We start from the raw sequence: 16116 nt of genomic DNA, 5'->3' as shown, positions 1-16116 counted from the left end.
GGTAAGTTTCAGCTCATGCAAAGAAACCAGCGCGCCCGCCGCCTGCTCTCCAGCGCCGCAGTCCTAGGCTTGGCATCCGCCGTTTTGGCCGGATGCTCCTCCCCGTCGGAAACCGAGTCCGCCACGGACGCAACCCCGGTAGTTGGCGGGACCTTGGTGTACGCCTCCGGCGACGCCGAACCGAGCTGCCTGGATCCGCATGTCGGCGGAAACTACCCGCAGGCACTGGTCTCCAGCCAGTACCTGGAATCCTTGTTCACCAAGGATGCCGAGGGGACGATCATCCCGTGGCTGGCCGAAAAAACCGAGGTCTCCGAGGACGGGCTCACCCGCACCATCACCCTGCGCGATGGCATCACCTTCACGGACGGCAGCAAACTCACCGCAGAGGCCGTCAAGGCAAACATCGAGCACCTGCAGGATCCGAACACCGCCTCCTCCACCGGCTATCTGGCCGTGGGCAAGGTGGACCAGGTGAAGGTCATCGACGAGCTCACCGCCGAACTCAAGCTCTCGGCACCGGATAACGCGCTGCTTGAATCGTTGTCCATGCCGTGGACCGCGATCGAATCCCCCACCGCGCTCAAGCGCGACCAAGCCACCAACTGCGCGGCCCCGGTAGGCACCGGACCGTTCAAAGTCGAGTCCTGGGATCACCAGCAGGCGGTGAACCTGGTCCGCAACGAGGACTACGTCCCGCCGGTGGCCGATGACTCGCGCACGCAGCAAACCGCGTACCTGGACGGCATCACGTGGCGTTTCATCCCCGAGGCCGCCACCCGCTACGCCGCGCTGACCTCCGGCGAGGTCGACGTGATCGACAACGCCCAGCCTGACACCATTGCCTCCGCCATCACGGACGGCACCCTGGGCCACCTGGATGCACCGCGCCCGGGCGCGTCCAACCGCATCGAGCTGAACAGCTCCAAGGCACCGTTCAACGACATCTTGGTGCGCGAGGCATTCATGCGTTCGCTGGATGTCAACGCCGGCATCAGCTCGCTGTATTTTGATACCGCCAGCCGCAGCTACTCCCTGCTCTCCAGCGTCGAGCCGTTGGGCATCTCCCAAGAGTCCACCTTCACCTCGGACCCGGAACGCGCCAATACCCTGCTTGATGAAGCCGGGTGGACCGAACGCGATGAGCAGGGTTACCGCGTGAAGGACGGCAAACGCCTGTCGGTCACCTTCCCTGTCTCCACCAACCAGTCGGTACCCGCCGAGCAGTCGCTGTTTGAGCAGTTCCAGGCCTCGGCCAAGGCCGTCGGTTTTGAGGTCAAGATCGAACTGCTGGATCTGTCCAGCTGGTACGGCGCCCTGGCAAGCCACGAATACAACCTCGTCTCCGCGCCATACACCAAGGTCGGCCCCAGCGTCTTGCGGATCCTGTACCACTCCGACTCCACCGTTCCTGCGCCCTCTGGCTACTTCGCCAATAACGCACAGATCAAGAACGACACCTTGGATCAGCTGCTGACCGACGCCGAGCAGACTTCAGACGAAGCCGAACGCGCAGACCTCTACGCCCAGGCCCAGAAGCTCGTTTTGGATGGCTACTACGTGCTGCCGCTGTACGACCAGCAGAACCACTTCCTCTACGGCACCCAGGTCCAGGGCATGGGAGCTACCACCGCGGTATCTTCCCCGCTCTACACCAGCGTCTTCCTGAACAAATAATTCGTTCATGAATACCCTGCGCTGGGTCGCTCAAAAGATCGGCGGAGCCGTGGTGGTGCTGTGGCTGGTAGCCACCGCCATCTTTGCCGGCATCCGCTTGATTCCGGGCGACCCGGCCGAAGCCATCATGGGCGGCCCCGGCTCGCAGGCTTCAGCCGAAGCCTTGGCCACCGCGCGCGCCGAGTTCGGCCTGGATCAGCCGGTGCTTGTGCAGTACCTGATGTTTCTGGGCAAGTTGCTGCAGCTGGATTTCGGCACCTCCTATTCTCTCAAGCGCCCGGTTTTCGAGGTGATGGCGGAAGTCCTGCCCAAAACCATCACCCTGGCCCTGCTGGCGCTGCTGGTGGCATGGCTGCTGGCGTTGTGTTTCTGCGCCGTGGCCATGCGCGTCAACCGGCTGGGCAGCTGGTTTGGCAGCGTGCTGGAGATTGTGGCGGCCGCGGTTCCCCATTTTTGGCTTGGCGCGGTACTGATCATGCTGTTCTCCTCCGCCCTGGGCTGGCTTCCCGCGGTGGATAACGGCACCGGCGCCGGGCTGGTTTTGCCGGTGCTGACGCTGGCCCTGCCGTTGGCCGGTTTCCTCACCCAGCTCATGCGCGATTCGCTGAGCGCGGCCATGTCCAGCCAATTCGCGCTCGCGGCCCGCGCCCGGGGCGAAAGCCGGCTCACGGTATTCTGGCGTCACGGGCTGCGCCACGCCTGCCTGCCGGCCTTGAACCTGACCGGGTGGGCGTTCTCTTCCCTGCTTTCCGGTGCCGTGGTGGTTGAGGTAATTTTTGCCCGCCCGGGGCTGGGCCGGTCCTTGCTCTCTGCCGTGCTGGCCCGGGATATCCCCATGGTCACCGGCCTGGCGCTGTTTTCCGCGCTGGTCTACATCGTGGTGATGGCGATTACCGAAGGCATTGAACGTGCTATCGACCCGGCGGGAGTCGCCTCATGAGCCGGTTGGCCAAGATCTGCAGTGTGCTGTTTGTTGCCTTCTGGGTGCTCACCGCGTTGGCCCCGCAATGGCTGGCCCCGGGCGACCCATTGGCCATCAATCCCGCGCAGGCTTTCCAAAGCCCCGGTGCCGGACACCTGTTCGGCACCGATGAGTCCGGGCGCGATATTTATACCCGGGTAATCCACGGTGCCAGGGATTCGTTGGTGATCGGCCTGGCCGCGACCGCGGTGGGTATGGGCCTGGCGATCATCCTGGGAACATTCTCCGCCTTGGCCCCGCGCTGGCTTGATGAAATCATCTTGCGCATCCTTGAGGCGCTGTATTCCATCCCTTCCCTGCTGCTGGCCTTGCTGATCATGGCGTTCACCGGTCCCGGGGTAGGGCCGGCCATCATTGCGGTGGGCCTTTCCACCGCGCCGGGGTATGCCAGGCTGGTCCGCGGCCAGATCCGCACCCTGAAGAACTCGGAAATGCTGGAAGCCGCCACCGTGTTGGGCCGCGGCACCTGGCTGAAGGTACGCAACCACCTGATACCCAATGCACTGAAACCGTTGCTCGCACTGGTCACCCTGGGGATCGGCCAGGCTGTCATCTGGGCCGCCGCGCTGTCCTTCCTCGGATTGGGGACTCCCCCGCCGGCCCCGGAGTGGGGTGCCATGCTGTCGGCCGGACGCACCTACCTGCACCTGGCCTGGTGGATGAGCCTGTTCCCGGGAATGGCGATCGTGGTGGTTGCCGCCGGGGCAACACTCATCGGCCGCAGTCTTGGCGGAAAGGTCAAAAGTTTATGAGTTCTCCAGCTGCACCGCAGATCATCGTTTCCGAGCTGTCGGTGCGTTTTGGCCCCGCCACCGCGGTAGATAACGTCTCCTTCACCCTGTCCCCGGGGCGCTGCCTGGCACTGGTGGGTGAATCCGGTTCCGGGAAGTCGGTGACCGCCCGTAGCCTGCTGGGCCTGTCTGGCGGCCAGGTCAGCGCTAAGACTCTGGAGATCTGCGGGCGGGACGCATTGGAGCTTGGCGAGCGCGACTGGCAGGGCATCCGCGGCAGCCAGGTCGCCATGATCCTGCAGGATGCGCTCATGGCGCTGGATCCGTTGCGCCCGGTGGGCCGGGAGATCTCGGATGCGCTCAAGGAACATACCTCGCTGTCCCGCTCCGAGCGCACCGCCGCCGTCATCAACATCCTGGAGCGGGTGCACATGCCCCAGGCGCAGCTGCGTGCCACGCAGCGTTCCACCGAATTATCCGGCGGCATGCGCCAGCGCGCGCTGATTGCCCAGGCATTGATCATTGATCCGCAGGTGGTCATCGCCGATGAGGCGACCACCGCCTTGGACTCGCGGCTGACCGCGCTGGTTCTTGACCAACTGCGCGAGTTGAAGGAACAGGGCCGCGCGGTGCTGATGATCAGCCACGACCTGGCCCAGGTGGCGCATCTGGCCGATGAGATTGCGGTGATGCGACGCGGCAAGATTGTGGAGCAGGGCCCGACGGCCCAGGTGCTGGAAGAACCGCAGCATGACTACACCCGGATGTTGTTGCGCGCGGTGCCCTCCGGGGTTCCGCGCTGCACGCCTCTGGCTGCAGCCACTACCCCGGTTTCCGCCAATGCCGGCCCGCATCCAACGGCGAGCGCAGCCGCCGCTGATGATAGGATTCCGGCGTTGCGGGCCGAAAACCTCTGCAAGTCCTTCGGCAACCACCAGGCGGTGGACTCGGTGTCCTTCGACCTTCCGCGTGGCACCACGTTGGGTATTGTCGGGGAGTCCGGGTCCGGGAAAACCACCACCGCGCGCCTCGTACTGGGCTTGACGGCTCCTGACTCCGGCCGGGTTCAGCTCATGGGACAGGACTTCACCCCCCGCAAGGAATCCCAACGCCGGGAATTGCGCCGCCACATGGGCGCGATTTACCAGAACCCGCTGGGCTCCTTCGACCCCCGGTATACGGCAGGCCAACTGCTGGCCGATGCCCTGAGCCAGGGTAAATCCAAACGCGCCGCCGGGTACCGGGACGAGGTGGCGCAGCTGCTTGGGCAGGTTGAGCTGGATCCCGCACTGGCCGCACGTAATCCTCGCGAGCTTTCCGGGGGCCAGCGTCAACGGTTGGCCATTGCCCGGGCGCTGGCGCCCAAGCCGGCGGTGCTGGTCCTCGACGAGCCGGTGTCGGCATTGGATGTTTCGATTCAGGCGACGGTGTTGGATCTGCTGGACCGGATCCAGCAAGACACCGGGACCAGCTACCTTTTCATCTCCCATGACCTATCGGTCATTGAGCACATGAGTGACCAGGTCGCGGTAATGAGCCAAGGACGGATCGTGGAACAGGATGCCACCGCGCAGATTTTTGGCGATCCGCAGCATGAGTACACCAGGTCCCTGCTCTCTGCCATGCCGCGGCTCCGTTAGAGGCGAAAAAGCTGTCTTTCTGAGCCTAAGAGGCCCGAACCAGGTATTCGTCCAATGCACGTCGGATAATTTCGCTGGGTTTCACGTTGCGCTGTTTAGCAATTTCAATCAGCCGTGCGTCCATCTCTTGCGGCAATCTCACAGAACGAGCCGGTGACTGCCCTCCACCGCTCAACGACGGTTTGCCAACAGCTCGGCGTACCGCACTATCCGATCCCAAGGCAGCAGACAGCAACTTCATACCGGCCTCAGGTTCCGAAGAGCTGGTAATTTGTGCTCCAGGTGAGATTTCAGCGTTCTCAGCCCAATCGGCCAAATGATTCAGCTCCGCGTCCACTTCGGGATCGTTTACTGTATTCGAAAGGTCTTGGCCATTCATTGCGGTTGACGTCTTTCTTGAGCAATTTTTAGTATTTTGGCTCGGACTTCCATGACATGAAATACGAATATTTCATCCGGCGCAGACAAGACGGCGACACTTCAAGGAGCCGAATATTGTCACGGGCCGGCCCGATAAACAGGTCAGGTCTTCCCTTGGAACCCAGACGAGGCTCGTCGAACTTCTGAACGCGATACCGATAGTTCAATATCGCGTTAATTGCATCTTGCCTTGCTATCCCATGCCGATCCGCACTACTCGAAAAGATTAGCGCCATAAAATATGGTCACACAATAATATGGAATCCGCCATAAGGTCGTACGCGATGAGCATGTGCGGCCCGGATCGGCATGGCAACGTTCCCTGAACACCTGCATGAACGATAGCCAGCTCAGGTACTCCAACACAGTTGCACGACCGCGATCGTATTCCGAATCTCGATTCTGCGGGTCGGCGAAAGGCAACCCACTGGCGGAGCTCGAGCCGAGAAGTACGGTGGCGGCATCCCGAATTCCCACCGCGCTCGTAGTTCAAGAGTGTTCGCGGTAGCCGCCGGCCGCAGCCAGCCGCGCAGGTTGTGGCGCCTGCCTAGACCGTGTCGATCAGCTGGTCCTTGACCTGCTTGCGCAGAATTTTCCCGAGCATCGAGCGCGGCATCTCATCAATTGCCACAATACGTTTGGGCACCTTGTAGGCGGCAAGCAGTCCACGGCAATGCTCGCGCAGCGCTTCCTCGTCCAAACTCGCCCCTTCTTCCAGCGCAATGGCCGCGACGACCATCTCCCCGCCACGAGCCAGGGGTTTGCCGAAGACCGCGGCGTCGGCAACATCTGCATGCTGGCGCAGCGCAATTTCCACCTCGGTCGGAGACACGTTAAAGCCGCCGGTGATGATCAATTCCTTGGCACGGTCCACCATCTTTGCGAAGCCTGCCTCATCTACGGCAACCACGTCCCCGGTGTGAAGCCACCCATCGGAGGTCAGGGCCTTGGCGGTTTCTTCAGGGTTGTTCCAGTAGCCGCCGAAGACCTGCGGCCCCTTGATCAGCAGCTCGCCGGCTTCCCCCTGGGTGACCTCCCGGCTCGGGTCATCCACGTCGACAACCTTCATCAAGGTGGAAGGGAAGGGCACACCAATGGTGCCGGTACGCCGGCTTGGATGGAATGGGTTGCCCATGGCCACCGGTGAGGACTCGGTCATCCCGTAGCCTTCAACCAGCAGGCCGCCGGACATGGATTCCCACAACTCGACCACGTGATCCGGCAGGTTCATGGCACCGGAAATGCAGTACTTGGCACTTGCCAGCGATACCCCGCGCTCCTTCGCCGCCAGTGCGGTTCGCTCGTAGATCGGCGGCACCGCGCAGTACACACTGGCCGGGGACTTCTTCCAGGCGTCCAGGATCAGATCTGGATCAAACTTCGGGAAGAGCACCAGCAGGCCTTGCTTTTTCACGCCAAAGGTCAAATACAAGGTCATGCCGAAGGCATGGAACATCGGCAGGATTGCATAGAGGATCTCCTTGCGCTCCTGCGCCCCGTGCATCCAGGCTTCGCCCTGCAACGCGTTGGAATACAAGTTGTAGTGGGTGAGCATTGCGCCCTTGGGGCGTCCGGTGGTGCCCGAGGTGTACTGAATCACCGCGAGGTCATCCACCTGCGGATACTGGTGCGCAGGATCCAGCGGCGAGGCCTTGAGCAGGTCCCTGAACGCCGTGGTGCCGCGGGTGCGGGTGGTCAGCGAACTCTTGGTTTCGCGCAGCTTTTTCACCGGCAAGTTCAGGGCAAGGCGCTTGACGGCCGGGAAGGCATCAAGCAGGTTCACGGCGATGATCGAGTCGATCTGGATGTCCTTGGGGAATTCCTGCACGTTCGCAACCACCTTGTCCCAGGCGATGACCACACGTGCTTGGTGATCCTCGAACTGGTGGCGCAGTTCGCGCGAGGTGTACAGCGGGTTGTGTTCAACCACCACGGCTCCCAGACGCAACACCGCGTAAAAGGCGATGACATGCTGCGGGCAGTTGGGCAGGATCAGCGCGACCCGGTCACCGGCGCGCACCCCTAGGTCGCTTAGCGCTTGGGCAACCCGTTGCACCTGATCGCCCAGTTCCGTGTAGCTCATCCGGCGCCCAAAAAATTCGGTGGCGGGGCTTGATCCGGCTTCGAGGACCGAACGCTCGAACATGTGGCTCAGCGATTCGGTTGGCAGCTTGATCTCGGTGGGAACACCCGGTTGGTAGTTAGCGGTCCAGGCTGGTGCCGATGAATTCTCCATAGTCCCATCATGCCTGCTCGCGCAACAACCTCGTATCGTGAGGGAGAACGATTCACGAACTTTTTGCTGTGCAGTTCGCTTCGGACCCGAATGGGATTCCAGGGCACAGCACCACCGGAGCGTGGAGCCGGTCGGAATCCGCGTTGAAAGTTCGCTCACGCCGGCCTGGGCAGACGGTTTGCTGATCAAATTTTTTGTTCATGAAACCGCCTGCCATCGGCCCCGGCATTATTTCGCCAGATAAACCTTGCGCAGGGGTTCTTCAAGCACCCAGGTGGTGTTCATTCCTTCGCGCAGATGGCAGATGCTCCCCGGCACAAGGTTCACAACTTCTTCCTCGAAGCCATTAACCGCATGGATGGTGACTTTGCCCGAACCGCTGAGCACAATGAATAGCTCTTCGGCTTCGACGTCCCGCATCGTTCCGGCACTCATCTCCCACAGTCCGAACTCGGTGCCGAAAATTTCACCCAGGCTCTGAACCGCCGTGGTGGGGTCCCCGGACACCGATTGCTCGGCCGGCACCGGTTCGTGGGCCAAGTCGGTCGACAACGCGTCAACGCTGCGCGTGTTGTCTCCAGATTCGAAAACAGGTGAGTTCTCGCTCATGAATCAATTCCCATTCCGCTCGTATTCGTGGTTCGCAAAATAGCATACGGTTGATTTCCTCTCCGTTGGTGCACCGTTGCCGGTGTTCTGACCGGCACCTGTTGTCCGGCCGCAACGAGGTTCCCGTGGGCTTTCCAGAACTCGCCAGTCGCGCCGGATGACATCTTGCTGACAAATAAGCACTGATCTGCCTAAACTTCCTCTAGGGACGAGCATTCAGCGCTGAAAAGTCACACGGGGGAATTAATGGCACGGTGTTATCCGCAAGATCCGGAGTTCACGGACAAGGGAGCTGAAAAGGTGGTGTTCGAGGCGCTTGCCGAGAGCCTGCCCGAAGAAGCAATGCTTTTCCATTCGGTCCAGCTGCGCGACCGCAGTGCCGAACACGAAATCGACCTGCTCGTGCTCTGGCCCCAGGTGGGGATCGCCGCGATTGAGGTCAAGGGCGGACTGATTTCCAGCTCGGATGGGTACTGGTACCAATCCGATGCCAAGGGCAAACACCGCCTGAAACTCAGCCCCATGGCTCAGGTGCAAAGTTCAGCGCACGCACTGAAAGAAGTGCTCTACCCGCTGATGGGAACACGCCTGACCAGCCGCATGGCGCATATCGTCGCCCTTCCCTTCACCGCATGGCCCAAAAACTACACCTCGGTGGGAGTCCCCCGCGAGCTGATCATCGACCGGGATCAGCTCCCGCAGATCGCTGATCAGGTGCGCAGCGACATCGAAAACCAAGGTGGAGGCTTGGCAGGACTGAGCCCGGACTTCGCCGAGAGAATGATCAAACACCTGCTCTCCTCCACCGGGGAGCTGGGCGAATCACCCGAAGAAGTGAACTACGCCGGAGCGCTGAGCAACGAACAGGTCCAGGAAACGCTGACCGCACGCCAACAGATCCTGCTCTCGGCCACCCGGTCGCTGCCTCGGGTGCGATTTGTCGGCGGTGCAGGCAGCGGCAAAACCTGGATGGCCTTGCAAAAAGCCCGCGAGCTGTCCAAACAAGGTCTACGTGTTGGCTTGTTCTGTTACAACAAGGGGCTGGGGCACTATCTGAAATCAGAGGTAGGAACCTGGAAACAAAACAAACCCGTGCACACCGGAGAATTCCATGAATACGCTCGCCGGCTGGGAATACCCGACGGCAAGGGGCAGGAGTATTTCGACGTCACCATGCCGCAGCTGCTGCGGCAGCTTGGCCCGCAACTTCCCGCTGAGCAGAAGCTGGATGCGGTGATTGTTGATGAAGCGCAGGACTTCGCCCCGGACTGGTGGGAAGCATTGCTGTCATGCACGGTGGATCCGCTAGCCGGACAGGTGTACGCCTTTATGGACAACCGCCAGGATGTGTACCGCCGTTGGGACGGCCAAGGGGTGGGTGGAAGTTTTGGCGTGGCCACCGCGCTGGTTCCCATCCACGTGGATGACAACCTGCGCAACACCCGCAGCATCGCCACGACCTTCAAGGGTTTCATCGATCAGGCAAGCAAGCTGCGCGGCGGCGAGGGCATCCCGGTGCGTTATGTTTTCAGCACCACCGAAAACAGTATCGACACCGCCTCCGACTGCGTGGATGCGCTGCTGGACGAAGGCTGGGCCACCAACCAGGTCGCTTTGCTCACCACGAACAAACGCCACCCGGTGCACCAAGACCATTTCGAAAACGGAACCGTAGACAGCGACTACTGGCCTGAGTTCCACCGGCGGGACGGAGAATTCTACGGGCATGTGCTGGGCTTCAAGGGCTTGGAACGCAGCGTGGTGATTCTGTGCGTGAATGGGTTTAAGGACATGAGCCGGGCGGCTGAAATGCTGTATGTGGGCTTTTCCCGCGCTCGAAGCCTGCTGGTGGTGGTTGGCGATCCGGACCTGCTGGACCAGGCCTGCGGAAATGAACTGCCCCAGGCCCTGGCCAAGGCGCAGGCCTGGGATCCGCAAGCGGCCCACGAATTGGAACCTATCTAACCTGCAGCTCTAGTAGTTCAGCCCGCGCGCGTTGACGTCCCAGCGTTCCACCGTGTCATCCGGGTAGACCGCCAGCACCGAGTCAACCAAGTTCACGGCAATACACACGTGGTTGGGGATGATCCGCAGCTGCTGCCCGTGGGAGGGAAGCACTAAGTCTTCGGGCCAACTGATGGTTGTGTGGTGTTCGGACAGTGCGGTGATCACCGCTTGCGGGCATTCCAGTACACGCCCGTATCCGCTGGCCCAGCCGGGGCGGTCCGCCCCGAGGACCTTGCTCCCGGCATCCACCACAATGCGGCGCGGGATCTGCGTGCTTCCTTCATGGCGGCTGACCACCGTCGTGGCAACGCTCAGGGCAATGTCTTCCCAGCGTGTGCGTCCCAGTTCGAACTGCTGGGCATCGCCGAAAACGTAAACCCCGGGGCGTACCTCGGTGAGCACCGAATTATCGCTCAACTCTGCGGTGGGGCTTGATCCGCCGCTGATCCGTTTCACCTGATGCCCCGCCTCACGCAACAGGCAGGCGGCTTCAGCGAGCGCCTTATGTTCCTGGTTGACCGCCTCGTCGATGGAATTCGGTGCGTAGCTATGCCCGGGGAAGGTGAATACCCCGTGCACCCGAAGTCCGGCATCACGAGCGGCATCGGCGATTTCCACGGCTTGGGCTGGCGAGACACCGCTGCGGTGGTGACCGCTGTCAATCTCGATCATGAGTTTGACCTTGCGGGCCTTCTCCCCCAGCATCTTGGCCATCTGCTGCACGGCGGCCACCGAGTCCGTGCCAAGGCTGAGCTTGGCCCGTTTCATCAGTTCCAGGATCCGCTCGGCCCCGGACTCATTGATCCACAGTGGGTAGGCGATAAAAATTTTGGGAACCCCGTGAAGGGCGAAGCTCAACGCTTCGCCAACCGTGGCGACAGTCAGCCCGGCGGCTCCGGCGGCCAGCTGGCGTTCGGCAATTTCAACCATATTGTGGGTTTTGGCGTGCGGGCGTAGTTTCAGTCCCTGGCTCGCCACCCGCTGGGCGACGCGGGCTACGTTTCGTTCCAGTTTTTCCACGTCGACCAAGATCTCAGGCGTGTTGATGCCTGCCGGAATATTACCCACAAATGCCTTCCAGTTTTCGTTGCAACGTATCCACTGTAAATACGCCCGGAGCACAGAATACCGCAGGAATGTGTGAGGCTTGTTGCGCAGGACCCGTGGCGGTTGTTGCGGCACGGGACGCCGCTTCGCCAGCAGCCGGGCCAGTCGATATTTACCGGGTGATAGCTCCGGAGCTCAACCGGAGTTTGGTTGAGAGTTCGTGGGCATGGTGCAGCAGCAGTGCACCGATTTCCTTGCGGCGCTCTGGCTCGAATCGACTCTGGATGCCCGTAACGCTCAGTGCCCACGCGGGCTGGCCCGAGGCATCGAAGACCGCCGCTCCCATCCCCCAGCTCCCCTCGACAATCAACCCGGGATTAACCGAGTATCCCAGCTTCCTGGTCTCCGAGACTTTTTGGCGCAGGGCCTTGACCGAATGAGCTTCGCCGTATTCGGATACCAGGTCGTTGGACTGGAGGTATCGCTCAACGCTGGCTTCGGGAAGGAAGGCAAGGATCGCGATGCCGGCCGAGGCAACACCTAGCGGGAACCGGCGCCCCTCATACAGGACGAATGAGCGAATTGGGAACGCCCCGTCGTGACGCAGCAGGCACACGGTCTCATCCCCGCGTCGGGCTGAGAGGAACGCGCTTTCGCCGGTTGCCTCCGCCAGGGCGGCAACGTGCACCCGGGCGAGTTCGCTGATGTCGTAACGTTCGGCGGCCACCGCCCCCATCAGATACAGTTCCGGTCCCAAGAGCCAATGGCCGGTGGTGTTGTCATGGTCGCAGAATCCTTCGGCGACCAAGGCGGTGAGCAACCGGTGAACGGTGGGACGCGGCAGGCCGGCCTGCTTCGCGGCTTGGGTGGTGGTGATGCCTTGGGGCATGGAGGTACTCACGGCACGCAGCACTGCTGCTAGCCGGCCAACCACCTGCGCTCCAGCGGGAGAAGTACTCATGCCCACATTATGAACTATTAGCGTTCATGAAATGTACTTGTGACGGGTCAGCATCATGGCGCTGGATTGGCCAGACGGGCCGAATTTTCTATGACGAGCAGCCCCGCCGTGGAGTCAAAATGTGTCTTGTTGCCCCGATATGAAAGTGGGAAAATCGAGGTGTGTTTCACTGAACACCGGGAATATCGACTGGCATCGCATTTCCCGTCGGGCATCTTGCGAAAGGTGCGGAGCCCAGTGCTGTTACGCTGAACCCCGCTGGTCGAATGGCTAACCAATTTTCAAGAGCTCATCAATGAGCCGCAACAGGGCCACGATACGTCGGGTTGTTTGGAACAGTATTCCGACCTTCGTGGCCTTTGGCTTGCATTCACGCGCCAGTGTCGACCTATGGACCGGAACGACCTGATTTTGCTGTCACCAAACAGGTAAAGCAAAAATGAGTTCACTTCACAGCGTGCATTGCGGTGATGCGCAGCCAGCGAATCTGAATGATTACTGAATCATCGAGGGAATACAAAATTGGCACTCTGCTCTCTGCCATACTGCTGAGATGAAAACGGCGGCAAAGTTCTCGGTGCAACTGACCATCGACTGCACCAACCCACAGCTCATGGTTGAATTCTGGTCGTATGCGCTTGAGTACATCCCAGAGCCGGCCCCGGCTGGGCATACATCGTGGCGCACCTATTGGCAGGCAATGGGTGTTCCCGACAACGAGCTTCCACCCGGCGCCGGGGATATTCCCGAATCGATTATCGATCCCACCGGCCATGGCCCGCGGATCTGGTTCCAGCAGGTTCCCGAGTCCAAGATCCTGAAGAACCGTTGGCATTTTGACCTCAAGGTCTCCGGCGGTCGCGATGCCCCCATGGACACCCGCATCGAACGGGTGAAGGCCGCGGCAGAAGACTTGGAAAACCGCGGTGCGAGCATCATCAACATTCACGACTTGCCGGCTATGGGGCATTTTGCCATCGCGATGCAAGATCCTGAGGGAAACGAATTTGATGTCGTGTAGTTCAAAAACCTTCTGTCCATAATACGGACGCTGTGTTCACAAATCCTCACCATCTGAGCAATCAACGGCCAATCTCAGGCCTGCTATTGATCGAATACCTGCCACTACGTAATTTTGAAGGTAATCGTAAGGGCACTCCACATCGTGGACGCATGGAGGATTTGATGACAACAAAGTATCGTGACGACGCTGCGGCCGCACTGGCCGAGGTCGTCAAAGACGGCATGACCATCGCCGTAGGAGGATTCGGCCTCAGCGGCAACCCGACCCGGCTGATCACCGCGCTGCGCGACTCGGGCGCAAAAAACCTGACCATCGTGTCTAACAACATGGGAGTCGACGGCAAGGGGCTGGGTCTGCTGCTGGAAAACAAGCAGGTCACCAAGGTACTGGCCTCCTACGTGGGCGAAAACAAACTTTTCGCTCAGCAGTTCTTGGCCGGAGACCTCGAAGTTGAATTCTGCCCGCAGGGAACCCTCGCCGAACGCCTGCGCGCCGGCGGGGTGGGAATCCCTGCCTTCTTCACCCCTACCGGTGTGGGAACCCCAATCGCCGAGGGCAAGGAAGTGATGGAGTTCAACGGCAAACCAGCCATCCTTGAACGCGGAATCTTCGCGGATATCGCCCTGGTGAAGGCCTATGAAGCCGATGCCGAAGGAAACCTGCGCTACCGCATGACCTCAAAGAACTTCAACCCGCTGGCCGCGATGTCCGGCCGCTACACCTTCGCTGAAGCCGAACACATCCGGGAGGATTTCCTGGATCCGTCGCTGGTGGAAACCCCGGGCATCTTTGTCCAGTGTGTTGTCCGGGCGGATGGAACCAAAGATATTGAACAGCGCACCGTGCGCACCCGGCAGGAGGCCTAGAGATGTGGACCCGCGATGAAATGGCGGCCATTGCCGCCAGCGAGCTAACCGATGGACAATACGTGAACCTGGGGATCGGCATCCCCACCCTGGTGGCCAATAATCTGCCCGACGGCGTCTCGGTGAAACTCCAAAGCGAAAACGGGCTGCTGGGCATGGGTCCCTTCCCCTATGAAGGAGAAGAAGACGCCGACCTGATCAATGCCGGCAAGCAAACCGTCACGATCCTGCCCGGCGGAAGCTTTTTCGACTCGGCCACCAGCTTCGGAATGATCCGAGGCGGCCATGTGCAGACGGCCATCCTCGGCGCGCTGCAGGTTGCCGCCAACGGGGACCTGGCCAACTGGACCATCCCCGGCAAACTCGTCAAAGGCATGGGCGGGGCGATGGACCTGGTGGCAGGCACCCCGCGTGTCATTGTGCTCACCGATCACGTGTCCAAGGACGGGGTGAGTAAGATCGTTGAAAAATGCGACCTGCCGCTCACCGGGGTCGGGGTGGTTGACCGCATCATCACCGACCGCGCGGTTTTCGACATTGAAAACCACACGCTGACCCTGCGGGCCCTGGCCCCGGGCGAGAGTGTGGCAAGCATTCAAGAAATCACCGCGGCGCCCTTTGCCGTGGACATTCAGGAGGACCTGGAAGTATGACCGTCAAGATCGTAGGCTACGCCCGCACCCCGTTCATGAAGTTCAACGGCGCCCTGGCCTCCGTGCCTGGTACCGCCCTGGGGTCCCACGCCGCCAAGTCTGCCATGGAACGTGCGGGGGTCGACCCTGCCCAGATCCAGCGGGTGATCGCCGGCCAGGTATTGCAAGGCGGGGCGGGCCAGAATCCAGCCCGCCAGTCCGCGGTCGGAGCCGGGGTGCCGCTGTCAGTTCCGGCCATCGCGGTGAACGCGGTGTGCCTGTCCGGTGCCGAGGCGATCGTTGCCGGCGAACGACTCATCGCCAGCGGCGAGGTGGACCTGGTGCTGGCCATCGGCCAGGAATCCATGTCATTGGCCCCGCATGTGCAGCGCGCCCGCGCCGGAACCAAGTACGGGGCCATTGAGCTCATCGACACCCTGGAGTACGACGGCCTGACAGATGCCGCCGAACAGCGCTCCATGGGAGCTTCCACCGAAGAGCACAACGCCACGCTGTCCCTGAGCCGCGAGTCCCAGGATGCGGTGGCCGCCGCGTCGCACCAGCGCGCCGTGGCCTCCCGCGAATTCTTGGCCGGCGAGATCGCCCCGTTCGCCATCTCCACCCGCAAGGGTGAGAGTGTCTTTTCCGAGGACGACGGCATCCGCGCCTCAACCACGGTTGACTCACTCGGCGGCTTGCGCCCGGCCTTCGCCAAGGACGGGACGATCACCGCCGGCAACTCCTCGCAGATTACCGACGGTGCAGCGGCCGTGGTGCTTGCCAGCGATGCGGCCATCGAACGGCTGGGCCTGACGCCGTTGGCGGAGATCCTCTCCCATGCGTTTGTGGCCGGACCGGACCGCACCTTGCACGAGCAGCCTTCCAACGCGATCCTCGCCGCGCTGGCCCGTGCCGGTGCACAGGCCGCGGATTTGAAGGTCGTGGAGATCAATGAAGCCTTTGCCGCTGTTGCGGTGCAGTCAACCACGGCGCTGGGGATCGATCCTGCAATCGTGAACCCGCATGGCGGGGCCATTGCTCTGGGGCACCCGATCGGTGCTTCCGGAGCCCGCATTGTGGGAACACTGGCCCGGCAGCTTCAGGAACTTCCGGCCGGTTCGCTGGGAGCGGTGGGAATCTGCGGTGGCGGCGGTCAGGGCACCGCGCTGGTGCTGCGTTCGCTGTAGTCCTGGGAAAATAGGTGCCGGCGGCGGGAGATGACACCCATCCGCCGGCATTTTATTGTCCTTCGGTCACACAAGTACAGATTTTGTGTTTACCTTC

General features: G+C 61.5%; 14 protein-coding genes. 9 read left to right on the top strand and 5 right to left on the bottom strand.

Translation table 11 applies throughout. The features are described from left to right. The first annotated feature begins 15 nt into the window (after positions 1–15). From ACIOWL_RS05025 to ACIOWL_RS05010, 4 genes are read left to right on the top strand one after another with little or no spacing between them, the layout of a single operon-like run. Entirely contained in the window at positions 16–1677 is a 1662-nt protein-coding gene (locus ACIOWL_RS05025; RefSeq protein WP_400382302.1) for an ABC transporter substrate-binding protein, read from the top strand. Between the two features lie 7 nt (positions 1678–1684). Then, the gene (locus tag ACIOWL_RS05020) at positions 1685–2617 is read left to right on the top strand and encodes an ABC transporter permease (RefSeq protein WP_400382300.1); all 933 of its coding nucleotides are present in this window, start codon (positions 1685–1687) and stop codon (positions 2615–2617) included. After that, the gene (locus tag ACIOWL_RS05015) at positions 2614–3411 is read left to right on the top strand and encodes an ABC transporter permease (protein ID WP_400382298.1); all 798 of its coding nucleotides are present in this window, start codon (positions 2614–2616) and stop codon (positions 3409–3411) included. The genes ACIOWL_RS05020 and ACIOWL_RS05015 overlap by 4 nt, the downstream gene beginning before the upstream one ends. Further along, entirely contained in the window at positions 3408–5030 is a 1623-nt protein-coding gene (locus ACIOWL_RS05010; RefSeq protein WP_400382297.1) for a dipeptide ABC transporter ATP-binding protein, read from the top strand. Before ACIOWL_RS05015 ends, ACIOWL_RS05010 begins: the two co-directional genes overlap by 4 nt. A gap of 25 nt (positions 5031–5055) precedes the next feature. On the opposite strand, the gene ACIOWL_RS05005 is transcribed toward ACIOWL_RS05010, so the two are convergent. The 3 genes from ACIOWL_RS05005 to ACIOWL_RS04995 all read right to left on the bottom strand — a co-directional run bounded on the left by ACIOWL_RS05005 (position 5056) and on the right by ACIOWL_RS04995 (position 8295). After that, positions 5056–5409: a CopG family transcriptional regulator gene (locus tag ACIOWL_RS05005; protein WP_400382295.1), complete on the bottom strand. Its 354-nt coding sequence runs from the start codon at positions 5407–5409 to the stop codon at positions 5056–5058. Between the two features lie 588 nt (positions 5410–5997). Beyond that, complete coding sequence (locus tag ACIOWL_RS05000; RefSeq protein WP_400382293.1) at positions 5998–7686, bottom strand: long-chain-fatty-acid--CoA ligase; 1689 nt, start codon at positions 7684–7686, stop codon at positions 5998–6000. A gap of 228 nt (positions 7687–7914) precedes the next feature. Continuing rightward, complete coding sequence (locus ACIOWL_RS04995; protein WP_400382291.1) at positions 7915–8295, bottom strand: cupin domain-containing protein; 381 nt, start codon at positions 8293–8295, stop codon at positions 7915–7917. 246 nt (positions 8296–8541) lie between these two features. Here ACIOWL_RS04995 and ACIOWL_RS04990 point away from each other — a divergent pair, with 246 nt between their 5' ends. Next, the gene (locus ACIOWL_RS04990) at positions 8542–10260 is read left to right on the top strand and encodes an NERD domain-containing protein (RefSeq protein ID WP_400382289.1); all 1719 of its coding nucleotides are present in this window, start codon (positions 8542–8544) and stop codon (positions 10258–10260) included. 9 nt (positions 10261–10269) lie between these two features. Here the strand turns inward: ACIOWL_RS04990 and ACIOWL_RS04985 are convergent, their stop codons facing one another. Both ACIOWL_RS04985 and ACIOWL_RS04980 read right to left on the bottom strand, forming a co-directional pair. Then, positions 10270–11370 carry an alanine racemase gene (locus ACIOWL_RS04985; RefSeq protein WP_400382287.1) on the bottom strand — a complete coding sequence of 367 codons (1101 nt, stop codon included), beginning with the start codon at positions 11368–11370 and terminating at the stop codon, positions 10270–10272. 151 nt (positions 11371–11521) lie between these two features. After that, positions 11522–12310 (bottom strand): IclR family transcriptional regulator, encoded by a 789-nt coding sequence (locus ACIOWL_RS04980; protein ID WP_400382285.1) that lies wholly within the window; start codon positions 12308–12310, stop codon positions 11522–11524. 553 nt (positions 12311–12863) lie between these two features. Here ACIOWL_RS04980 and ACIOWL_RS04975 point away from each other — a divergent pair. From ACIOWL_RS04975 to ACIOWL_RS04960, 4 genes are all read left to right on the top strand, one after another. Further along, on the top strand, positions 12864–13331 hold the full coding sequence (locus ACIOWL_RS04975) for a VOC family protein (RefSeq protein WP_400382283.1): 468 nt from the start codon (positions 12864–12866) through the stop codon (positions 13329–13331). A gap of 164 nt (positions 13332–13495) precedes the next feature. Beyond that, entirely contained in the window at positions 13496–14200 is a 705-nt protein-coding gene (locus ACIOWL_RS04970; protein WP_400382281.1) for a CoA transferase subunit A, read from the top strand. A 2-nt stretch (positions 14201–14202) separates the two neighbouring features. Continuing rightward, the gene (locus ACIOWL_RS04965) at positions 14203–14853 is read left to right on the top strand and encodes a 3-oxoacid CoA-transferase subunit B (RefSeq protein WP_400382279.1); all 651 of its coding nucleotides are present in this window, start codon (positions 14203–14205) and stop codon (positions 14851–14853) included. After that, positions 14850–16019, top strand: a complete 1170-nt coding sequence (locus ACIOWL_RS04960) for an acetyl-CoA C-acyltransferase (protein WP_400382277.1) — start codon at positions 14850–14852, stop codon at positions 16017–16019. Before ACIOWL_RS04965 ends, ACIOWL_RS04960 begins: the two co-directional genes overlap by 4 nt. The last annotated feature ends 97 nt before the right edge of the window (positions 16020–16116 follow it).

Source organism: Glutamicibacter sp. NPDC087344 (assembly GCF_044744225.1).
Lineage (GTDB): Bacteria > Actinomycetota > Actinomycetes > Actinomycetales > Micrococcaceae > Glutamicibacter.
Note: the sequence above shows the minus strand (reverse complement) of the source record. Positions and strands in the feature narration are given on the sequence as shown.